Here is a 20,135-nt window from a genome sequence, read left to right on the forward strand (position 1 = left end):
ACGGAGGCCAGTTGGTTTAAGTCAGACGGTCGCGGCCTGACCAGCGCGTTGTCGATGGTAATTGGCCTCGAACTCTGCCGGCGGCACATAGCCCAGTGGACCCATCAGGCGGTGGTGGTTGAACCAAGACACCCATTCCAAGGTGGCCAGTTCCACCGCTTGTTTGGTCTTCCAGGGCCCGCGCCTGTGGATCACCTCGGCCTTGTAGAGCCCATTGATCGTCTCGGCCAGAGCGTTGTCGTAGCTGTCCCCCTTGGAGCCCACGGAAGGCTCGATGCCCGCCTCGGCCAGGCGCTCGCTGTAGCGAATTGACAGGTATTGCGCCCCCCTGTCGGAGTGATGCGTCAGACTGCCATCGTCCGATGGCTTGCGGTCATATAGGGCTTGCTCCAAGGCGTCCAGGACGAACTCGGTGTGCATCGAGCTGCTCTGGCGCCAGCCGACGATGCGTCGGCTGAACACATCCACCACGAACGCCACGTAGACCCAGCCCTGCCAGGTCGAGACATAGGTGAAGTCAGAGACCCAGAGTTGGTTCGGCCGATCAGCACGGAACTGCCTGTTGACCCGGTCCAGTGGGCATGGGGACTTCGGGTCAGGAACGGTGGTGCGCTGGGCCTTGCCCCTGCGCGCGCCCTGCAATCCCTGGCGGCGCATCAGGCGCTCAACGGTGCAACGCGCCACCGAGATGCCCTCGCGGTTGAGCTGAAGCCAGACCTTGTCGGCCCCATAGACCTGCATGTTGGCCAGCCAGACCCGGTGCACTTGAGGCATCAAGACCTCATCGCGTTGGGCACGGCGTGAGCGCAGTTCAGGGCGGCGCTGGCACGCGGCATGGTGCCAGTAGGCAGATGGGGCGATCTGCAGGACGCGGCAGATCGACTCGACCCCAAACTGCTCCCGGTACTGATCGACGAAGGACTTCAGGACTTGATGCGGCGGTCGAGTTCCGCCTGGGCGAAAAACGCGCTGGCCAGCTTCAGGATCTCGTTGGCCTTGCGCAGTTCGCGCACCTCGCGTTCCAGGTCCTTGATGCGCTGGGCCTCTTCGCTCGAGACCCCCTCACGCACGCCTGCGTCCACCTCATGCTGCTTGACCCAGGTGTGCAATGTCTGCGGCACGCAGCCGATCATGCCGGCAATGGCCTCGATGGCCGCCCACTGCGACGGGTGCTCGCCACGATGCTCCTGCACCATGCGCACGGCACGCTCGCGCACCTCGGGGGAAAACTTCGGGGACTTCTTCATGGCTCCATTCTCCAGAGTTGGAGCCTCCGTCAAACCCGGGGCGGTTCAGTTCGGGAATTGCGAAGTTATCCATCTCGAAGTCTGGGTTGGAGAGAAGAAATGCGCCGTGGAACGTTTCCTTGGATGCAGCTTGGCGCAATGTTCTGACCACGTCCGCTCGATCGGCGTCGAGCATGATGAAGCTGAAAGTGCCACTGGCTTTGTCTGCAGCCAGAGACGTAGCGAAGGCCAACCCCCGGCCGCCCCGTTCAACGACCGACCCACTCAGGTTCACGACGACGCATTGGCTCGTGGATCCCAGGACATGTCGCAGTGCGCCGAGCTCAGTTTGACCCTCGACGTAGCAACGCGCTTTGACGCCGCCGTCCAGCCCGAACGAACCCAGGAAGTCCCGCAGCACGGAGGGCGCAGCGTCGAACACTCTGCTCGTTCCATAAAGGACTTTTCGTGCACCGACCATCCAAACCCGAGGTCCGATTTCATCTTCTTCGGGAAGCTGGACGCTCAAGTGGCGCTCGACGGCGCGGCGGATGGATTCGGCCATATCCAACAACCGCATAGCCGCGCCGATCCGGCCTTCGATCCGGTCTCGCTCAAACCGCTTCATCAGCCGGAGCAGGGTTTGCAGCTCGCTGTTCGGGTCTAACTCTGCAGCCGCCAGCGCGAACGCTTGCCGAATGCTAGGGACCGCGTCCTCTGGTAGCGTACGAAGTTGCGATTGAAGCTTTAGTCCATATTCCTGCAGCCACAACTGCTCGGGGTCCTCGTTATCAAATTCGCGCCTCGTCCACCGAACAGGCTCACAGACGATCGCGAGCTCGCAGGCCCAGTTCCAATGGTCAAAGCGGTCGAGGAAGTCCTTCGATTCAGTCCAGTGATTCAGTCCGCATAGCTGCTTTTCGACAACGCTGTGGACCCCCGGAGTCCACAGCAGGTACTGCGTGTTGCTCGTGCTGATTCTCAAGGTGCGCACAACATGATGCAGCAGGAAGATCCTGTATGGGTGGAAGTGCGGCGTGAGAGCATCTTCCGCCGTCTCGCCTTTAGGCAAGAACGAAGGCATGCCAATTGGTCTCGCCTTTGGCTTTCTGACGTCGATGAATCGCACCTCAAACGCGCTCTGCACTGGCTCCAAGCCAGGGACATGTGCAGGAGCCTGCGCGGTGGTGACGTCCGCACGAACGAGTCCAATACGCCACAATGCATGGATGTCGGCCTCGTTGAAGTGTCCCAACCCAAGCTTCTGGGCTAGGTTGGCTAGCTTGGCTGTATCCAAAAGCGTAGATTCCGAGCCTGACCATCCTGCTAGCCGCGACCGCAACGGGCGCAGATCCACGTCGCGATAGGGATTGAGGTCTGTCGTCATCCCGCTCATCCTACGCTCGGGTAGCGAAACGACCCGGCAATGGAAGTGGCGGTTAGGAACAGAGGATGAGCGGGTTCCGACCGGAGCTGCTCAGGGTCAACGGCAGTCCTGGGAAAGTCGCCCATTACATCGATGATCGGCGCATTGCGGCCGCATCGAAGGCGCCTGCCCAGCCAGCGTGACGGCATGTCGCGCAATCATTTCAGTCCAGATCCACCCCTGAGGTGCTGCTGCTGGCGGGCGGTGCTTACGCGTTTGCCATGCAACGCCCACAGCCTCCACAGCCCTCGATCGGCCCGCACCGCGATGGAGCCCGCGTCGGGAGACGCGCTTCTTCATGACGACTTGATGAAGTGACGATTGTGAAAACACACCTTGAACGCCACGTCATCGGCTGAGGGTTAACCCGCTGCGGCGGCCACACTTCGCCGCGTTGCTCTCACCGATCCGTGGCGCTCAGGTCTGTGTTCAAGGCTCCGGGCGCCGCTCCCCAGCAGTTCCTCTTTCCGGGAGAAGCCCATGTCTATCCGCCTGCGGATCGCCCTGTTGGTGCTGTCCGTCTTCCTGTCGCTGGCCGCCATCGGCGGCTTTGCCATCCACCGGTCCCAGCTCAGCGCCCGCGAGGTGCGCAACGTCACCACGGGCGTGGTGCCCGATGCCATCGAGTCCATCGAGCTGATGGGGCAGCTCAAGGATGTGCAGATCGCCACGCTGGCCATGGTCAACGAGACCGAGCCGGCCGCCATCGACAAGCGGCGGCGCGAGATTGCCGACCGCAAGGCCAAGCTGCAGGCTTCCTTGCAGACCTTGGCTGCCCACGCCAAGAGCGAGGCCGAGAAGGGCCTGGTGGCCCAGGCCATGGACGGCGTGACCAGCTATTTCCAGTCCATCGACGACACCGCCCAGCTGGCCCTGACCGGCCAGCACGAGATCGCCCAGGCCAACCTGGCCGGCACGGTGGACCAGTACCTGCGCGAGGAGGGCGAGATCATGCAGACCCTGCAGGTCGAGCGCACCCGCACCAAGGACGAGGCCATCGCCAGCCTCAACACCCTGCAGGGCCGCACCACGGCCACGCTGGGCATCGCCACGCTGCTGACGGTGCTGGCCTCGGCACTGATCGGCTGGCTGCTGCAGCGCCAGGTGGTGCGCCCCATCGCGGCGATGGAGCGGCGCATGACCGACATCGCCACCCACCACGATTACTCGCTGCGCATGCCGGTGGAGCGGCAGGACGAGATCGGGCGCTCCATCGTGGCCTTCAACACCATGCTGGGCAAGATCGAGGAAAGCGCGGCGGAGGTGCAGGCCAAGAACGCCAATATCCGCGCGCTGCTGCAGGCCATCCCCGAAGGCATCCTGACGCTGGAAGCGGGTGGGGTGATCCAGCCCGAGTACTCGGCCCACCTGAACCTCATCCTCGGGCCGCAGAACCACGCCGGCTGCAGCGTGATGGATGTCTTGTTCGCCCCCAGCCCGCTGAGCGACGACGAACGGGCCGCGCTGGCCGCGGCCATCGACGCCTGCATCGGCGAGGACGAGATGAACTTCGCCTTCAACGCCCACCTGCTGCCGGCCGAGGTGCGCTGGCAGCCCGCGGGTGCGCCGGCCGCCAAGATCCTGGAACTGCACTGGGAGCCCATGGCCGACGGGCAGGGCATCATCCAGCGTCTGCTGCTGACCCTGCGGGATGTGACGGAGATGCACTCACTGGCGCAGGCCGCCGCGCAGCAGGCCCGCGAGCTGACCATGATTTCCGAGCTGCTGGCGCTGCCGCCCGGCAAGTTCGCCACTTTCCTGTCGCAGACGGAGCCCGACCTGGAACGCCTGCAGGCCCTGCTGGCGCCGGCCCAGCGCGAGGTGCAGGACCCGGCCACCCTGGTGGCCCATCTGTTCCGGCTCATGCACACCGTGAAGGGCAACGCCCGGATGATGGGGCTGAAGACCCTGGCCAATGCCGCCCACCAGGCCGAGGACAGCTACGACCGCTGGCGTCGGGGCGAGGCCGCGATGGACCCGGCGCAGGCCTGGGAGGAACTGGCCCGGGTGCGCGCGCTGGCCCAGGCCTACCGGCAGCTGAACGACGAGACCCTGGGCCGGCGTGCGTCGGCCGATGCGGCGGCCCTGAGCGCGCAGGACCTGGCCCAGCTGGGCGAACTGACCCGCCAGGCCCGCGACCAGGCCTCGCCGGCGGGGCAGGCCGCGCTGAACGAGGCCTTGGACATCCTGGCCCGGGCCGAGGCGGTGTCGCTGGACGAGCTGCTGGCCCCGATCGAGCAGGCCTGCGTGCCCCTGGCCGCCCAGCTGGGCAAGCCGGCTCCGCAGTTTCTGCACACCGGCGGGGCGCTGCGGCTGCGCAGGCCGGCCCAGAAGGCCCTGACCGGGGTCTTCAACCACCTGCTGCGCAATGCGCTGGACCATGGCCTGGAGCCCGCGGCCGAACGGGAGGCCGCCGGCAAGCCGGCGCAGGGGCGAATCTGCCTGCACGCCAGCCTGGCCGCGGACGGCCTGCAGGTGACACTGTCCGACGATGGCCGGGGGCTGAACCTGGCGCGCATCCGCAGCCGGGCCCTGTCCCTGGGCCTGCTGGGCGAGCAGGACGCGGCTTCGGCCGAGACGCTGGCCCAGCTGATCTTCGCGCCCGGCTTCAGCACGGCCGAACAGGTGACCGACATCTCGGGCCGTGGCGTGGGCATGGATGCGGTGCGGGCCGATGTCGAAGCCCTGGGCGGCAGCATCCGCCTGGTGCTGGGCGAGACGGCGGGTGGCTTCGCGCCCTTCTGCACCCGCATCTGCCTGCCGGCCGATCAGGCCTGGGCGCCGATGGATGCGGCTGCACCGGAGGCACCTCGGGCCGGCGCCGAACACGTTCTTCAGAGCGAACAAGCGGGAGAACACCATGTGGTCTGAGCTGGGTTGGCTGGCCGCGCTGGCCAGTGCCGGCGGGCTGGGCGCGCTGCTGTGGCGCTGTCGCGGCCGGGCGCAACAGGCCCTGGCCGCACAGGCCCAGGCCGAGCAGGCCTTGGCCCGGCTGCGCGCGCAGACCGAGGCCGATCTGTCGCGCTGGCAGCATGAGCTGGCCGATCTGCGCCGGAGCAGCCAGAGCCGGGAGGCCCAGTGGGCTGACCAGGAAGCGGTGGCCAGGCAGCACCATGAGGCGCTGGCCCCCACGCTGGACGCCTGGCGGGTGGCCATCCAGTCGGCCTGCGCGCAGGCCCGCCCCCTGACCGACGGGCTGGCCGAACTGCAGGCGGTGCAGAGCACCTTCGAGCGCTGGCACGAGGGCATGGACGCGCTGCTGCGGCAAAACGCCGACATGCACCGCAAGAACGAGGACTTCGCCCAGATCGTACGGCAGATGACCATCGTGACACTCAACGCTTCGATCGAGGCGGCCCGCATCGGCGAGCTGGGGCGCGGCTTTGCGGTGGTGGCCGAGGAAATGCGCGAACTGGCCCGCCGGGCCGAGCGGCTGTCGGGCGACTACCGGCGCGGCCTGCACGAGAACGACCTGCTGACCACCTCGACCTTCCAGGACATCCAGGCCAGTGGCAAGCTCATCGTGGGCACCATCGCCGCGCTGGACCTGTACCAGCGTCAGGTGGTGGGCAGCCTGGAAGGAGCCGGCGCATGATCAGCCCGGCCACCCGCGCGCAGTTCGAGCAGCTGCTGCTGAGCGCCCTGCAGGAGGGCCTGCCCGCGCCATGGCGGGGCCAGACGATGCTGCAGCCGCTGCCGGCCCTGGCCCAGGTGCGGGACACGCAGGCGGTGATGCTGTCCATCGCCACCTTTCGCTGCCGCCTGCATGTGCTGGTTCACCACGGCCTGCAGCCTCGGCTGCAAAGGGTCTTCGGCCCCGCCCAGGGCGAAGAGCCCGGCGCCGCCGTGCCGGTGACGGACCGGCTGGCCGAGTACGGCAACCTGGTCTGTGGCGCCATCAACCGCGAGCTGGGGCGCAGCTGGCACTACGCCGGCATGTCCACGCCATCGCACCTGACCGGGCTGGCACTGGACCACCTGGACCTGCTGCGCGACCAGCACCAGATCCACGCCGAGGTGGGCGTGGCCGGCGAACGCCTGCTGGGCGCTTCGCTGCTGATCGGCAGCCATGCCCCTTTCGAATTCCAGTGCATCGACGCGCCAGCGGGGCAGACCGCCGGCGAACTCGAATTCTTCTGACCCATTCCCATCTTCACGAGGACAACATCCCATGGCCCAGGTTCTGGTGGTCGACGATTCCAGCACGGTCCGCAACGAGGTCGCGGACTTTCTCCAACGCAATGGCCTGACGGTGAGCACCGCCGTGGACGGCAAGGACGGGCTGTCCAAGCTGCGCCTGGACAGCGGCATCAAGCTTGTCATCTGGAACATTGATTTTTGCTCCACAATGTTCCGGTACGTTCCACAACCCCCGCCAACTCCCTGCAAACCCTTGAATCTCGGTTTCGCAGCGTGTCAAGATGCCCCCCTACATCACGCATAAAGTGGGTAGCTAGGTGGGTAGCTAGAAAGCCAGGCCCCGCCAGCTACCCACCCTGAAGGGAGGCGGCTGCTTGGCAAAACTCACACATCTACTGTCCGACATCCAGATCAGAAATTGGGTATCCAAGGGCGCGGCCATCGCCCGCTCGGATGGCGACGGCCTGACCTTCACGCTGTCGGCCGCCGGAACCGCCACCTGGGTTCTGCGCTATCGCCTCGGCAAGGGTCGCCGCCGCGAACTCACTATCGGCAACTACCCCGACGTGTCCCTGTCCGCCGCCCGTGAGAAGGCCCGCGTCGCGCGCGTCGCCATCGACGAGGGACGCGACCCCGCCATCGAGAAGCAGGAAGAAAAGCGCCGCACGCAGGCTGCCTGGACGCTGCGCGAGCTGATCTCCGACTACCGGGAGAAGTGCCTACTGCCCACCGAGTTCGCCCAGGACACCATCGACTACCGGAACCGCGACTACGATCAGGTCATCATCCCGCGCCTGGGAGCGCGCCCGGTGCAGCGCATCACGCCCATCGACATCGTGGCGATGATCGAGGACTGCAACCGAACCTGGACGGTATCGAAGCGCATCCTCACCTCGGCATCCCAACTGTTCGACCACGCCTGCGGCCTGAAGATCATCGCCGCAAACCCTTGCACCGGGGTCAAACTGAAGGCTATCAAGGGGCCTCGCCCGCCTATCCGCAAGCGCGTCATGCTGCTGGAGGACGAACTGCGCGAACTGCTGCCCGACATCGACTTCATCGGCACCGAGAACGCGCTGGCCTTCCTCATCCTGCTGGCAACATGCGTGCGTGGCATCGAACTGGCGCGCGCCAAGAAGGAGCATATCTTCCTTGACCGTGGCATGTGGTGGGTGCCGGACGAGTCGGTAAAGACCCGCCGAGGCTTCCTGGTTCCGCTCACGCCCGTGGTGGTCGAGTGGTTCCGCGCCCTGTTCGAGCTGTCCGGGGAGTCCCGCTACGTTCTGCCCGCACGCCAGGAGCGCCGCCGGCGTAACAAGGGCGGAGATACCCACGTCGGAGAAACGACCCTCTGGGCGGCCATCCGCCGCGCCTTCGAGCGGCACGACATTGAAATCCGCAAGTTCACGCCCCACGACACCCGCTCCACGGCCAAGGGCCACCTGCGCAACATGGGTGTGTCCTGGGAGGAATCGGAGGTGGCGCTAAACCACAAGCTGGGCGAATTGGACGACATCTACGACGTGCGCGAGGAACGGCCGGAGCGCCGCGAGGCGCTGGAGAAGTGGTGCGAGTTCATCGTCGCCTGCAAGACCGGCGCGCCCACGCCGGCTTTCGTCAAGAAGACCCCGAACAACCTCATCCACCTGTTTTCACAGACCAAGGTCGCGTAGCGCAGCCTTCTCGGCTATGTCGCGCAGGCCAGGCACCAGCACCAAATCACCGAGCACGCCCTCGACCGTCCGCTGGGCGTTGCAGTGCTTGGCATAGGCCAAGAAGGACATCACCCGCTGGCGGACGTGCTCAAGATCGACCTCGCCGTGGTAGAACTGGCTCGCCAGCTCCCTGAAGTCGGCCCGCGCCCGCTTGATGTTCCTCTTGCGCGGCAGCACATGGGTGGGCCAGATGCGGTAGCCGCAAAAGTCCACGCCGCGCTGCCACGGGTGAATCGCCGTCTTCGGGTTGAGCGAGAGGCCCAGGGCATTGACGACCTTTCCAAGGGCCTGTAGCACGCGCTGCGCTTCGGCCTTGTCCTTCACCACCGCCACGAAGTCGTCCATGTACCGCACGTAGAAGCGCAGGCCCATATCGTCCTTGGCGATGTGATCGAGGCGGTTCAGCAGGACGTTAGCCCCGAGCTGGCTGGTCAGCGCGCCGACGGGTAGGCCCAGCCCGGCCTCGTGGCCGTAGCCGCTGATGATTTGCCGCCAGAGCCAGAGCACGTCGGGATCCGCAATGACGCGCTCCACCTCGTCCATGAGGATGTGATGCTGGATGCTGGCGAAATACTTGCTGATGTCCGCCTTCACCACGTAGATGCCGTCGCCCCAGTTCCGCTTCGCCACGCGCAAGAAGTGCTGCACGCGCGCCACGGCGGCCTGGGTTCCCTTACCCTCGCGGCAGGCGAACGAATCAGAAATGAACCGGCGCTCGAAGTGCGGGCCGACGACGGCCACCAGGGCGTGATGCACCACACGATCAGCGAACGGCGGCGCCTGGATGGCGCGCAGCTTCGGTTCGCGCACGATGAACTCGCGCTGCGGGCCGGGCGTCCAGGTTTTCTCGATCATGGCCGCCTGGAGCGCAAAAAGGTTGTCTTCCAGGCTTTCGGAGAAGCGCAGCACGTCGGGCCGATACCGCTTGCTGCGGCGCGCCTCAAGGTAGGCGCGGTAGATGTTGTCGAACTGGGTGATGCTCGGCCATAGGCCGCTGATGGTCTTCGGCATGGGGTTCCTGTTGGGGGTGGTCGGGTGCCACCACGTTCGCCGGCGTGCCGGGTACTTGCCGTGACGCCCTGTTCATCTTCGACAGCATGGTCAGGACACAGGCCCCAAAGGAAATGCACTGGACGGTGGCCGCTTGAACCGCCCGCCTTCTGGCAATGTCGTTTGCGAGGCGGCCACCGATGTTGGAGTTCGAGAACTCCGCGTCGTTGTTGACGTTGAGATGGAAGGCGCCGGCGTTCTGGCCGTTGCCCCAATTGCCGCCGGAGTAAGCCTCTGCCCCATCGCTTGGGAGAGTGGCGCGCTACATGGCCTTGCCTCCCTCGTTCTTAATCCAGGCCCCTACCATGCGGCCTATCTCGTTCGTGTGCCGCATCCAGACTTCCAGCCGGTGCGTGTTGATGTAGCCCAGCCGGTGGGCCTTGCGGATGAGGCCCCGGAACACCTCGATTTCTACGTCCAGGTCGAACAGCGCGGCGGACTTCTGCCTGCGCTTCCACGCCACCACGACCTGACGAATCACCCTGTTCATGGTGCCGCGCATCTCGGCGCACAGCAGATGCCGTTCGAGCTTGGGGAACTGGTGCAGCACCGTGTGGGTGTAGGCGTCCAATTCCTCCAATTTCGTCATCAGCACCAGGTGGGCGTCGCTCATTGGGGCCGGCCCTCCCCGCGCGTGAAGGGGGTGCTGGCCAGCAGCTTGCGGCGCAGGCCGTAGGTTTCCGCATGGCTCGCGTGCGCTATCCACGACATGACCGATTCCCTGATCTTCGAGAGGTCGATCTTGCCAGCCGCGTACTGCCTGCGCAGGCGCTTGAGCGTGCGGGTGATGCGCGAAATCGAGCTTTTCCTGATGCGCCGGTGCGTCGTCCATATCCGGTAGCCCAGGAAATCCACAGCGCGGCCGAACCGCTCGCCGACGGGGAACACCTGGGTCTTGGAGTTCGTCTTGAGCCGCAGGCGCTCCCACAGGAACCGCTCGATCTGGGCGCGGATGCGGTGCAGGTGGGCCTTGTCGTGATGCACGATCAGGAAGTCATCCATGTAGCGCAGGTAGTTCTTCTCCCGCAGAACATGCTTCACGAACTCGTCCAGCTCGTTCAAATACACGTTGGCGAACAGTTGCGAGGTCAGGTTGCCGATGGGCAGGCCGACGGGGTGCGGGTCGCCTGGCATGGCCGTCGAGTCGATGATGCCGTCTATCAGCTTCAGCGTGCGGCGGCATCGGATGCGCCGGCGCACCAGCGACTTCATCACGCCGTGGTCGATGCTGTAGAAGAACTTGGAGATGTCGGCCTTGAGCACATACACATGGCTGTGCTCGCGCTTCACCTTGCGAAGCATGGCCTCGGCGCGGTCGGCGCCCTTGTGGGTTCCTTTGCCCGGCCGGCAGGCGTAGCTGTCGAAAATGAAGCGACGCTCCCAGATCGGTTCGATCACCGACACCAGCGAGTGCTGGAGCACGCGGTCGCGGAACGGCAGCGCGGCAACGAGGCGCTCCTTCGGCTCATTGACGATGAACTGGCGGTAGTGCCCCGTCTGGTACATGCCCCAGATAAGCTCGTTCTGGAGCTGAATCAGGTTGCCTTCCAGGTCTTGCTCGAACTTCTGGACTTCGCGCCTCTCGCGCTTGCCGCGCCGGGCGAGCATGTAGGCCGCGTGAAGGGACTCGAAGCTGTAAATGTCCGGGTAGAGATTGTTGTACGTCTTCGCCATAAAAACCCAAGACCCCGAAGGGCGGCGGCTGCGAACGGTCGCCCAATCGGGCTACTGGTTCGGGCCGCCTGTTCAATCTTCCGGCTTCAGGTTTCCCGTGGCCGGGGGATGCGCGTCCTTTTGAGGGTGTGCTGCCGTCAGGCCCGTGAGCCTGCCGTTCCTGACTTTCCCCAAGAGCGGGGCGGGAGCCGATGTTCGTGTTCGTGTTCGACCGAGCGTTGTTCAGGTTCAGCGCGAACACGCCCGAGATGGCGGCGTTGTTCCAGTTGCCGCCACGGATCGCCAGCCGTTTTCAACGCGCACCCCCATTGCCGTCACCGGCAAATGCTTTGACCCAACCGCCTACCATCCGGCCGATTTCGTCGTTCAGGCGTGACCAGTGCTCATACTTCTTGAAGTCGATGTAGCCCATGTTCTTCGCCATCCGCACCTGGGAGCGCAGCAGGTCGAGTTCAGCGTCCAAGTCCTGAAGCGTGGTCTTCTTGTGGTATCGCTTGTTGCACACCACGATCAACCGAAGCACCGCCCACATGGTGGCGCGAATCTCCGCGCCGAGGACATGCCGCTCCATCTTGGGAAACTGCCTGACGGCCGTGTGGCCGTACTCGATCATTGCTTCGCACCGCTGCCGAATCAGTAGGTCGTTCTGGACTGGCCGCGTCACGCCTGCGCGGCCACCAGCCGCCAGTTGTTGCAGACGACCAGGCCATAGAAGCCGCACAGGCCCGCCGTGACGTGGGGCGTATAGACCCAATCCGGCGCCTGCACGCCCAGGCCGACGTAGAACGCCGCGAGAGCAACGACCTTCACGACCGCCAGCGCCGGCACCACGCCAATCCAGCTCATGGCCTTCGCCATGATGGGGTTCAGCTCGCGGCCGCCGCCGTCCAGCACGCGCACCGTGAGCACTGCATCGGCGACGTTCAGCAGCACCAGGGCGGCGAACAGCGCCACGAAGGGCACGCTCACGCCGAGGTGCCAGCCGAGGGCCACCAGCAGCGTCGCCGCGACGGGAAACGCCAGGTCGAGCTGGCTGTCGAGGCTCCACTTCCAGAGCTGGAACCCGGCCAGCGGGTTGAGCGTGCCGACGGTGCCGCCGGCGACGGCCAGCTTGCGCTCGAACTGCGCGTGCTCGCGGCCAAGGAAGAAGAAGACGCCAGCGGCGGCGCCAATCCACCAGTTGCCGGTGAGCACGCCCACCGCGATTTGCAGGAGCACGGCGTAGATGGCGTGCTCGAAGTTTGTTTCGTTCATCTTGGATTCCCTGAGCAGTTTTCTTGGAGAGGCCCGAGGGGTGGGCTATCGCCCACCCCATCAGATGACACGCTCCAGATTTCAGAGCACAAAAGCGGGGCGGGAGCCGAGGCTCGTGCCCGTGTACGACCGAGCGTAGCTCAGGTACAGCGCGAACACGCCCGAGAGGGCGGCGCTGCCCCAGCTGCCGCCACGGGCCGCCAGCCGCTCGCCTTCCACGTTCAGGTAGAAGCCGTCGCCGCCCAGGCCCGTGCTTGCCACCGGGAACAGGCCGTACTTCTTCAGCACGGTCAGCGCAGCAGCCGAAACCGGGGTGGAGCCGGGGTTGGTCATGCCCTCGAAAGACTGGCCCGAGGTGCGCACCAGGGTGTAGTTCGCCGTGCCCGACGTGTTGTAGCGGACGGACTTCGGCGTGGTCGGCACGTAGTCGCCGCCGGCGATGCTGCCCGTGAAGGTCGGGTTGATGAGCAGTCCGGTATCGCCGTCGATGGCCTTCCAGGCCGAGGACGTGGCGCTCAGATCGGTAGCGTTCAGCGCAGCGTCGTTGTTGGCGATGACCTGGATTTCGCCCTGCACCACGCGCAGGCCCGGCGACCATTCCCAGATGTTGCCGCACAGGTCAGCGATTCCACCCACGCTGTTGTCGTGGCGCCAGCTCACCGGGCCGGAGCCGGTCAGCGTGCGGCCGGTGGCGCTCGTGTCGCCAGGCGTGCCGCCGTCAGCGCGACGGCCGGTTTCCCAGGTGGCATCGCTGGAGCGGCCGTAGTTGCTGTTGCCACGCGGCATGTAGCCGTTCTTCCAGCACCACAGCGCCAGCGCCGTGAACTCGATGCTGCTGATGGCGTGCCAGCCGGGGCCGTTGGCGCGCGCCAGGTTGGCGAAGTAGTCGAAGTTCTGCGACACGGTGGGATCGACGCCCGGCAAGCTCAGGAACTCGCCGTTTTTGTTGATGCCCTGGTAGGTGCCGATGAACAGCTCGGACTTCTCGACGCCGCCGACGATGAACGCCGGATGCACGCCGGAACCCAGGCCCGCGTCGATGTCTTCCAAGTTGAACTTGGGGATGACGTTCATGTACGAGGGCTGACCGCTGGCGGTGTAAAGCACCGTGACTTTGCCGCCAGTGGCGGCCTCGACGGACGCGCGCAGGTCGTCCTTGACGAAGATGGAAGGCATGTAGGTTTCTCCTGATGAATCGGTCGGGGTGGTGCCGCGCGCTTAGGCCGTGGGCCAGAGCGTAACGACGACGGCGTTCGGGTCGAGCGGCAGCGGCTCGCGCAGCTCGGTCGGCTGCTCGTCCTCGCCTTCGCCTTCGGCGGGGACGATGACCGTCTCGTAGCGGCGAGCCGGAATCTCGATCTGCGCCAGGTAGGCGCCGTTACCGCCTTCGCTGGGGCCGCCGATGTTCTGGCGGACTTCAACCGTCACGGCGATGTCCTGCTGGCGCTCGGCGCAGTCGATGGCGACGCCAGCGACGGTGACATTGGCGCCCGACACCGAGAAGTCGGCGACGGGCTGGCCGTCCTGCTTGAGGATGATTTGCATGGTGGATTGCTCCTTTCCTTAGTTGTTGAGCTTGCTGGCGCGCCAGCGCAGAACCACGTTGTCGGCCGCGCTCGCCAGATAGACGGAGAACCCGTTGGTGGTGCGGCTGGCAACGACGATGTGCCGGCTGTCGCAGGGCGCGCCGTCGGCGGAAACCACGTCGAAGGACAGGCTGTAGTCGTTGGCGCCCAGCGTTTGCAGAGCGGGCGACACGCTGGCCGGACTGTTGAGCAGTTGCGGGAACTGCGCTTCGATGCGGCGAACGTCCGTCATCGCCACGCCCGTCAGATTCGGGTCAGTGGCATCAGTCGAGTTCGCCGGGATGGTCAGGTTGTAGATGATGATGGCGCCGTCGGGCACGGTCGTGCCGATGGGCGTCACCGCCAGACGCCACAAGCCGTTCGCGTCTTGGAACAGGTAGGCATAGACCACCACGGAGCTGGAGCCGATGTTGCTGGGCACGGAGGCGGCGTTATTACCGTCCGACACGGAGTAGGCCCGGCCGTTGGCGAAACACACACCGCTGGTGATGTTCAGGTTGCGCGCCGCCGTGGTCGATTTCGACACCGAGCAACCCTTGACGATGCCCCGGTTCTTGATCGTGACGACGCCCTCCTGCTGGGCCTGTTCTCGCAGCGCGCGCACGCTGTAGTTCGCCAGTGCGGCCTGGTCGAGCGCGAACTTCAGCGCGGCGGCCGTGGCGTTTTGCATGTCCACCGAGGTCGCGCCGATGTTCGAGTCCATCTCGGTCAGGCGGGCGGCCAGGTTGGCCTTGCCACCACGGGCGTTGTTCAGCTCGGTTTCGCGGGCCGCCAGGCGCGACTCGTGATCGGCGAAATTTTCGTCGATTTCCTGGTAGCGGGTGTTCCACAGCGACGGGACGGCATCCGGCTCGTTGTTGGGAATCGGGGAAATGTTGGGATGGGGCAGTGCCATTGTGGAAACTCCTTTCAGAAGCGCAGCTTGATGCTGATTTCGTAACGCTCGTCGTTCTCTTTGAACTTCGGAGCAAACGTCTTCAGGCCGACAAGCTGCCCGTTGGCGTCGATGAGGGCCGCTTCGGAGATTCCGGCGCCGACAACCTCATTGGCCTCGACCGCGCCCTTGCCAGTCACCGAATACAGGTCTTCCTGCGTGATCGCCGCGAGGGGCTTGCGCAGGATTTCGTGATTGAGCGCCGTCGCGCTGGCGGACGGGGCTTTCGGCGTCAGGTCGGCGTTGTGCCCACCATCGCCGAAGGCCATGTAGGCGACGGGCGCGAGCTGCGCACCGCCGGCCATGCGGGCCGCGATGCGCTGGCGGTAAGTGTTGACGACGACGGCTTCAGCCATGTCAGCCCTCCTATGAACGTGATGCCGGCCATTCTGGTTGCCAGGAACACCCCGGCTTGGCGGCTTTTTCCGAATCCAGACGGCCCACAACGGCCCGCCGGGCGGAGACGGTCAGCCCTGGGTGATGGCGGCCCGGCAGGAAGGCGCAACGTGCCAGCGCCGGTAGGTGCCGCCCGCCACCGAGAAATCGCCCCTGGTCGAGTCGCGCAGGTTCCCGGTTTCCTCGTCATTCCAGGCCGTGCCGGCCGCGCGGTAGTCGAGCGCGTAGCGCACCTCGGCGGCCGATGCCGCGCCGGCGGCCAGCGTCAGCACCACGGTGTCGCCGTCCTTGATGGCGATGGAGGAAATCGCCAGCTTGTTGCCCGCGCTGTCATTCACACGGAACCCGTAGTCGGTCGTCTGCGGCATGGTCGCCACGTCGAACACCAGCGGCCGCAGGGGCACGCTGAACTTCCACTCGATGGTGCTGCCCTTGCGCACGGCGGCCACCGAGCGGATGAAGGCGGGCTTCTTCCGGTCGATCAGGTACTGCTTGACCGCGCGGCCGAACTGGTGGCCGGTGCGGTACTCGCTGATGTTGGTGATGTGCGTGCCGTCGGTGGCCGGCTCCATGTGGTAGATCGGCCCGCCGAAGAAGAACCCCGGCTCGTTGAGGCACAGGTCGAGCTGCGCGCGCGAAATCTGCCCGTTCAGGCTCCCGTTGTTCGGGGTCTGGTACATGATGATCGGCACGTCGAAGCTCTGCCCGGTGACGCTCTTCACCCAGGCCGAGAACCCAGCCTGGAAGGCCACCATGCCGTTGTAGTAAGTCTGGTAGGCGGTGCCGCTGTTTGCCTCGCCCTGCATCCAGGGCATCGCCACGACCTGGTACGACTTGCCGGCCTCGTCGGCGCGGGCCTTGGCCTCGGTCACATGGTCTTTCAGCACCTGCACCCAGGCGCTGTTCATGTCGAGCTGGGCCAGCGAGTAGCCGCCGTGGCCCGGCGCGGAGCAGAACAGCACCACGCTGCCCGGCGCGATGCCATCCTCGGACAGCGACAGCTCCGTGAAGGCGTGCGCGAGGCCGCTGCATGGCGTTTCGCCACGGTTCGAGCCTTCGGACGCCGCCGTGTTCTCTATCAGCCCCTTCACCGTGTCGGTGCCGGGGTTCGTGCCCAGGCTGCCGGCCTTGCTCGCGCGCGGGCCGGCGCCGAACGTCAGATGCCCATAGCGCGGCGTCGTAGAAAGCGGCGGCCGCGAGGTGGCGCCCACGGACAGGGATTGCCCATAGACCACCACATGGTTCTAGTCCGCCAGTCCGTCGGGCAGCACCGAGGCGTCCAGGTCGTCCAGCGGCTCCGGCTCGTAGCCCGGCCCACCCGGCACCTTGAACACCTCCAGCTTGAACTCCGGCGCGGCCGGGCCGCCGATGCGCCAAGCACCATCGAGGCGCAGGCGGCGCACGTCGCCCGAGGCGTATTCCACGTCGCCTGGGATGTCTGCCGCGATGGCGAAGTGCCCGATGCGCGGGTACTGGGTCATCTTCATGGCGCGCAGGCGCCGGCCGTCCAGGGGGAAGCGCCCGATGCGGTTCTCCGCGCCCAGGAACCACGTACCGTTGAGCTTGCGCGAGGTGCCCTTGAGCTTCGTGGCGGCGGGCCGCGCCAGGCGCTCGGGGATGGCCCAGGCATTCGCCGTCGAAGTCATGCCCAGGGAGCCGTCGGCAAGGAAAGCCTCGTCACGCTCGATGGCGAAACCGAAGGGTCGGCGCACGGACTTCTCGCCCACGCGCCAGCGGCCGTCCAGGCGGCGCCACGGCGCCAGGCGAGCCGTGCTTCCCAGGCGCGCCGGCGTGGCCGGGTACTTGATCTGGTGCTTGTCGTGGAACGTCGTCACCAGGCCGGCCGGCGCCGCCATCTCGATGCGCTTCTGCATGGCCGCACGGCTGCCGACGTACAGCGAGCGGCCGCCAAGCCGCCAGGTGCCGTCCAGCCGCCGGTCAGCCTCGCCCACCTTCGGCAGGCGGTAGATGATCGCGCTGGCCGCGCTCTCCAGCAGCGCCGAACTCTGGATGCGGCAACCTTTCAGGCGCCACACGGACTTGCCGCCGCGCGCTTCGCCCAAGCGGAACGACCCGAAGGGCTGCGGCAGCTTGACCAGCACGCCGTCCTTGCCCAGCTTCCAGCGCACGTCGGTGGAATCGCCGATCACGCGCCCGCACCAGGGGTAGCGCATCCGCGAGTTCTTCTGCATCAGCAGCTTGGACGATGCCAGGATTTCGACGTACAGGACGAAGTTCAGCCAGAAGCGGAACACCGGCAGCAGGCGCGCGGGAATCACCGAGCGGATGATGTGCATGAGGCTCGCAATCGAGCGCACATTCACACTGAAGTCCAGCACGATTTCGACCCGGCTGGTCAGGTACATCTGGTCTGTGTCGATGGGCCGGTCGGCGCGGCTCTCGTCGGCATTCAGGATGCGCCGGCCGATGCCCCAGGTGCCGTCCAGCTTCAGGCCGGGTTCGCCGATCTGGTGCAGCCACCAGGAAAAGCGCGGCGTCGAGGGATAGATGCCGGTCGGGTACGGCAGCGCCTTGTCGTGCCAGAGCTGATCGACCTGGCAAAGGTTCGGGAACAGCATCTGGAGGTAGGTGCGCAGGAAGTGCAGCCCGCGCCCCTGCACGTCGCCCGACTTCCAGGCCCGGTACAGGTAGCGGGTGGCGGCTTCCTCGCGGTCGCCCTGCATCAGCACCAGGCCGTCGGCATTGACCGCCTTGCGCACCAGGTCGAAGCTGCCCAGGTGCGCCGCGCCCAGCACATTCACGTCGAAGGTGTCGGCGGCCAGGGTCGAGTCGAACAGGTCGAGAAACAGCCGCTTCAGGTCGGCCTCGACCTCGTTTTCGGTGTAGCTGTTCTCCAGCGGCAGCAGGCGCGGGAGCTGGGCGTTCGAGAAATCCAGGGACATGGCTTACCCGCCCCAGGAAGGCGTGACGATATTCACCGTCTCCACGGTGACGCTCAGGGTATCGGTGTCCAGGTAGCGCCACATCTCGGGCCGGGCCAGCAGCGAGGCCGGCTCCACGATGCCCACGGTCAGGTCGGCCTCGCCGTCGGACAAGGCCGGCACCTTCTGGCGCAGCAGCGCATAGACGCGCTGGTACAGCGGGCGCTGGCGGCCGCGCCGCGATGCCGCCGAGGACGGGCCGAACTCGGCCATCAGCGCCTCGATGATCTTCTGCTTCACGTCGGACGCCACGTAAGAGGTGGAAACCCGCGCGCTGATGGTCATGCGGATTTTCGAGCGCACTGGCGAGAAGAAGCGGACGCGGTAGCTGTCGTCGGCAGCCAGGATCGCCGCCTTGATGGCCTGCTGCGTCCCGGTCAGGTCGTCGTCGGCGATCACCGCCGGCGGCACCGGCGTGTCTGGGTCATCCTCGATCAACACGGATTCGCCTCCCTCGCTGGAGAGGCAGGCCACGAAGATCGCATTGATGTTGTCGAAGGCCGGGCCGCGCGCCTGCTCCTCGGCCGACTCGTTCCAGACGGAAAGGAATTGCAGGGTCGGGAAGTTGCGCCGCACCAGAAAGTCGAACTCGCCCAGGAACACGGCGTTGTTGTCGTACACCGACGGGTAGCGCGCCAGGTCGCGCAGCACCGACATGGGCATGGGGTTCTGGCCGGCGATCAGCAGCGCGTCCATGCGCAGCTCGATGGCGGACTCGGCCGGCGACCCCAGGTACTCGAACGAGAACGGGCTGTCGTAGGCCGGGCTGACCTCGCCCGAGGTGTAGAAAACCGTCAGGGTGATTTCCGCGCCGTCCTTGGGCTGCACGCCCACCACGCCGTCGAAGCCGAACCGGACGTAGGTGCGCTGGCGGTCGTCCGCCTCGACGTGGAACACGCGCTCATCGGGCGCCGTGTTCACGTAGCGGTCGCGGTACTCGAAGGCGCCATCCGCATCGCTGACGGCGATGGCGCACAGGTAGGAGTCGTCCTCGGGCGCCGGCACCTCGATGGCGTAGAACGGCTCGGTGCCGCTCACGGTATGCGTGACGGTGCTGGAGCGCACCTGGCTGGCCTCGAACGTGGCCTCGCCGCCGGCGGGCACGGCGGCCGGCGTCTCGACGCGCCACAGCAGGCCCGACGAATCCAGCAGCGTGCGGCCGGATTCCACCGTGAAGGCGCTGGAGCTGGTGTTGATGGCCCGCACGCGCACACGCGCGGACTTGCCCTTGCGCACGATGCCACGCATGGCAGCATCCGCCAGCACGGTCGCGTCACGGGTCTTCTCGAATGCCTCCGCATGGGCTGCCTCCACCTGCGCCGAGAACATCGCCAGCATGGTCGCCATCGCGTCCAGGTGCTGCATGATGCGCGGGTCGCCCGCCTGGTACAGAGGGGCGATGGTCGGGTAGGAAGCAATCGAATCGCGGATGGCCCGCTGGTAATCGGCCTTGGTCAGCACGTCATCCCCCCGTCACTTCGATGGTCTGGCCGGCGACTTCCACGATCAGGTCGAGGCGGTCAGGCAGCGAGGGAACGCCGTAGAGGTTCAGCGAGCCGGTCGGCAGGGCCTGAAGCACAGGCACGTCGCTGCGCATCTTGCGCAGGAACGAATCGGGCGCACCGTCGGCGTGCGGGCGCTGGAGCAAGGATTTCGTGTCCTGCCCATAGTCCGAGCCGAGATAGCCCCCCACCGGCGTATTGAGCCAGTGGCGCACCATGCCTTGAATGTCGTTTCCAGTGATCGTCGCCATGCCAGACAGCGTAGGGGCCTGGCAACGTCAGGAAGGGGC

The 20,135-nt window shown here is 66.0% G+C and carries 19 protein-coding genes, 1 pseudogene and 1 other annotated feature; of the genes and pseudogenes, 5 read left to right on the top strand and 15 right to left on the bottom strand.

Translation table 11 applies throughout. The annotated features are described in order from the left end of the window. Positions 1 to 21: 21 nt before the first annotated feature. Positions 22 to 1,196 (bottom strand): IS3 family transposase gene (locus LRM40_RS20565; RefSeq protein WP_375143110.1). Its coding sequence is split into 2 segments (ribosomal slippage): positions 22 to 959 and positions 959 to 1,196, totalling 1,176 coding nucleotides; the frame shifts between segments, so codons are not numbered across the junction. Continuing rightward, positions 853 to 969: a sequence feature (AL1L pseudoknot), on the bottom strand. It overlaps the preceding gene by 117 nt. Then, positions 1,084 to 2,613, bottom strand: coding sequence for a hypothetical protein (locus LRM40_RS20570; RefSeq protein WP_231067880.1), 1,530 nt, complete (start codon positions 2,611 to 2,613; stop codon positions 1,084 to 1,086). Before LRM40_RS20570 ends, LRM40_RS20565 begins: the two co-directional genes overlap by 113 nt. Before the next feature lie 519 nt (positions 2,614 to 3,132). Here LRM40_RS20570 and LRM40_RS20575 point away from each other — a divergent pair. The 5 genes and pseudogenes from LRM40_RS20575 to LRM40_RS20595 all read left to right on the top strand — a co-directional run bounded on the left by LRM40_RS20575 (position 3,133) and on the right by LRM40_RS20595 (position 8,465). After that, positions 3,133 to 5,523, top strand: a complete 2,391-nt coding sequence (locus LRM40_RS20575) for an Hpt domain-containing protein (RefSeq protein WP_151125625.1) — start codon at positions 3,133 to 3,135, stop codon at positions 5,521 to 5,523. Further along, entirely contained in the window at positions 5,513 to 6,247 is a 735-nt protein-coding gene (locus LRM40_RS21540) for a methyl-accepting chemotaxis protein (RefSeq protein WP_170288964.1), read from the top strand. The genes LRM40_RS20575 and LRM40_RS21540 overlap by 11 nt, the downstream gene beginning before the upstream one ends. Continuing rightward, positions 6,244 to 6,792 carry a hypothetical protein gene (locus tag LRM40_RS20585; RefSeq protein ID WP_151125627.1) on the top strand — a complete coding sequence of 183 codons (549 nt, stop codon included), beginning with the start codon at positions 6,244 to 6,246 and terminating at the stop codon, positions 6,790 to 6,792. The genes LRM40_RS21540 and LRM40_RS20585 overlap by 4 nt, the downstream gene beginning before the upstream one ends. A 31-nt stretch (positions 6,793 to 6,823) precedes the next feature. Beyond that, positions 6,824 to 6,988 (top strand): annotated as a pseudogene (locus tag LRM40_RS20590) (response regulator); the annotation flags it as partial. 178 nt (positions 6,989 to 7,166) lie between these two features. Continuing rightward, positions 7,167 to 8,465, top strand: coding sequence for a tyrosine-type recombinase/integrase (locus LRM40_RS20595; protein ID WP_105812244.1), 1,299 nt, complete (start codon positions 7,167 to 7,169; stop codon positions 8,463 to 8,465). Here the strand turns inward: LRM40_RS20595 and LRM40_RS20600 are convergent. The 13 genes from LRM40_RS20600 to LRM40_RS20660 form a co-directional block, all read right to left on the bottom strand. Beyond that, a complete protein-coding gene (locus LRM40_RS20600; RefSeq protein WP_151125629.1) occupies positions 8,445 to 9,518 on the bottom strand; it encodes a reverse transcriptase domain-containing protein in 1,074 nt (357 codons plus the stop codon). The genes LRM40_RS20595 and LRM40_RS20600 overlap by 21 nt on opposite strands. Positions 9,519 to 9,819: 301 nt before the next feature. After that, positions 9,820 to 10,170 (bottom strand): diversity-generating retroelement protein Avd, encoded by a 351-nt coding sequence (gene avd / locus LRM40_RS20605; RefSeq protein WP_087782381.1) that lies wholly within the window; start codon positions 10,168 to 10,170, stop codon positions 9,820 to 9,822. Continuing rightward, positions 10,167 to 11,231 (bottom strand): RNA-directed DNA polymerase, encoded by a 1,065-nt coding sequence (locus LRM40_RS20610; protein WP_087782380.1) that lies wholly within the window; start codon positions 11,229 to 11,231, stop codon positions 10,167 to 10,169. Before LRM40_RS20610 ends, avd (LRM40_RS20605) begins: the two co-directional genes overlap by 4 nt. Before the next feature lie 292 nt (positions 11,232 to 11,523). Beyond that, entirely contained in the window at positions 11,524 to 11,844 is a 321-nt protein-coding gene (avd, locus tag LRM40_RS20615; protein WP_128671143.1) for a diversity-generating retroelement protein Avd, read from the bottom strand. A 47-nt stretch (positions 11,845 to 11,891) separates the two neighbouring features. Then, positions 11,892 to 12,485, bottom strand: coding sequence for a DUF5658 family protein (locus tag LRM40_RS20620; RefSeq protein WP_198951423.1), 594 nt, complete (start codon positions 12,483 to 12,485; stop codon positions 11,892 to 11,894). Positions 12,486 to 12,566: 81 nt separating this feature from the next. Further along, positions 12,567 to 13,661, bottom strand: coding sequence for a hypothetical protein (locus LRM40_RS20625; protein WP_151125630.1), 1,095 nt, complete (start codon positions 13,659 to 13,661; stop codon positions 12,567 to 12,569). Between the two features lie 42 nt (positions 13,662 to 13,703). Then, entirely contained in the window at positions 13,704 to 14,030 is a 327-nt protein-coding gene (locus LRM40_RS20630; RefSeq protein WP_087782378.1) for a hypothetical protein, read from the bottom strand. Between the two features lie 18 nt (positions 14,031 to 14,048). Next, positions 14,049 to 14,966, bottom strand: coding sequence for a hypothetical protein (locus LRM40_RS20635; protein ID WP_151125631.1), 918 nt, complete (start codon positions 14,964 to 14,966; stop codon positions 14,049 to 14,051). 14 nt (positions 14,967 to 14,980) lie between these two features. Next, entirely contained in the window at positions 14,981 to 15,361 is a 381-nt protein-coding gene (locus LRM40_RS20640; protein WP_105812239.1) for a phage tail protein, read from the bottom strand. Between the two features lie 111 nt (positions 15,362 to 15,472). Beyond that, positions 15,473 to 16,612, bottom strand: coding sequence for a hypothetical protein (locus tag LRM40_RS20645; protein ID WP_151125632.1), 1,140 nt, complete (start codon positions 16,610 to 16,612; stop codon positions 15,473 to 15,475). Positions 16,613 to 16,645: 33 nt separating this feature from the next. Continuing rightward, positions 16,646 to 18,304, bottom strand: coding sequence for a hypothetical protein (locus tag LRM40_RS20650; protein WP_151125633.1), 1,659 nt, complete (start codon positions 18,302 to 18,304; stop codon positions 16,646 to 16,648). Positions 18,305 to 18,307: 3 nt separating this feature from the next. After that, a complete protein-coding gene (locus tag LRM40_RS20655) occupies positions 18,308 to 19,804 on the bottom strand; it encodes a hypothetical protein (RefSeq protein ID WP_105812237.1) in 1,497 nt (498 codons plus the stop codon). Position 19,805: 1 nt separating this feature from the next. Further along, entirely contained in the window at positions 19,806 to 20,096 is a 291-nt protein-coding gene (locus LRM40_RS20660) for a hypothetical protein (RefSeq protein ID WP_087782474.1), read from the bottom strand. Between the last annotated feature and the right edge of the window lie 39 nt (positions 20,097 to 20,135).

The organism is Ideonella dechloratans (assembly GCF_021049305.1).
Taxonomy (GTDB): Bacteria; Pseudomonadota; Gammaproteobacteria; order Burkholderiales; family Burkholderiaceae_C; genus Ideonella; species Ideonella dechloratans.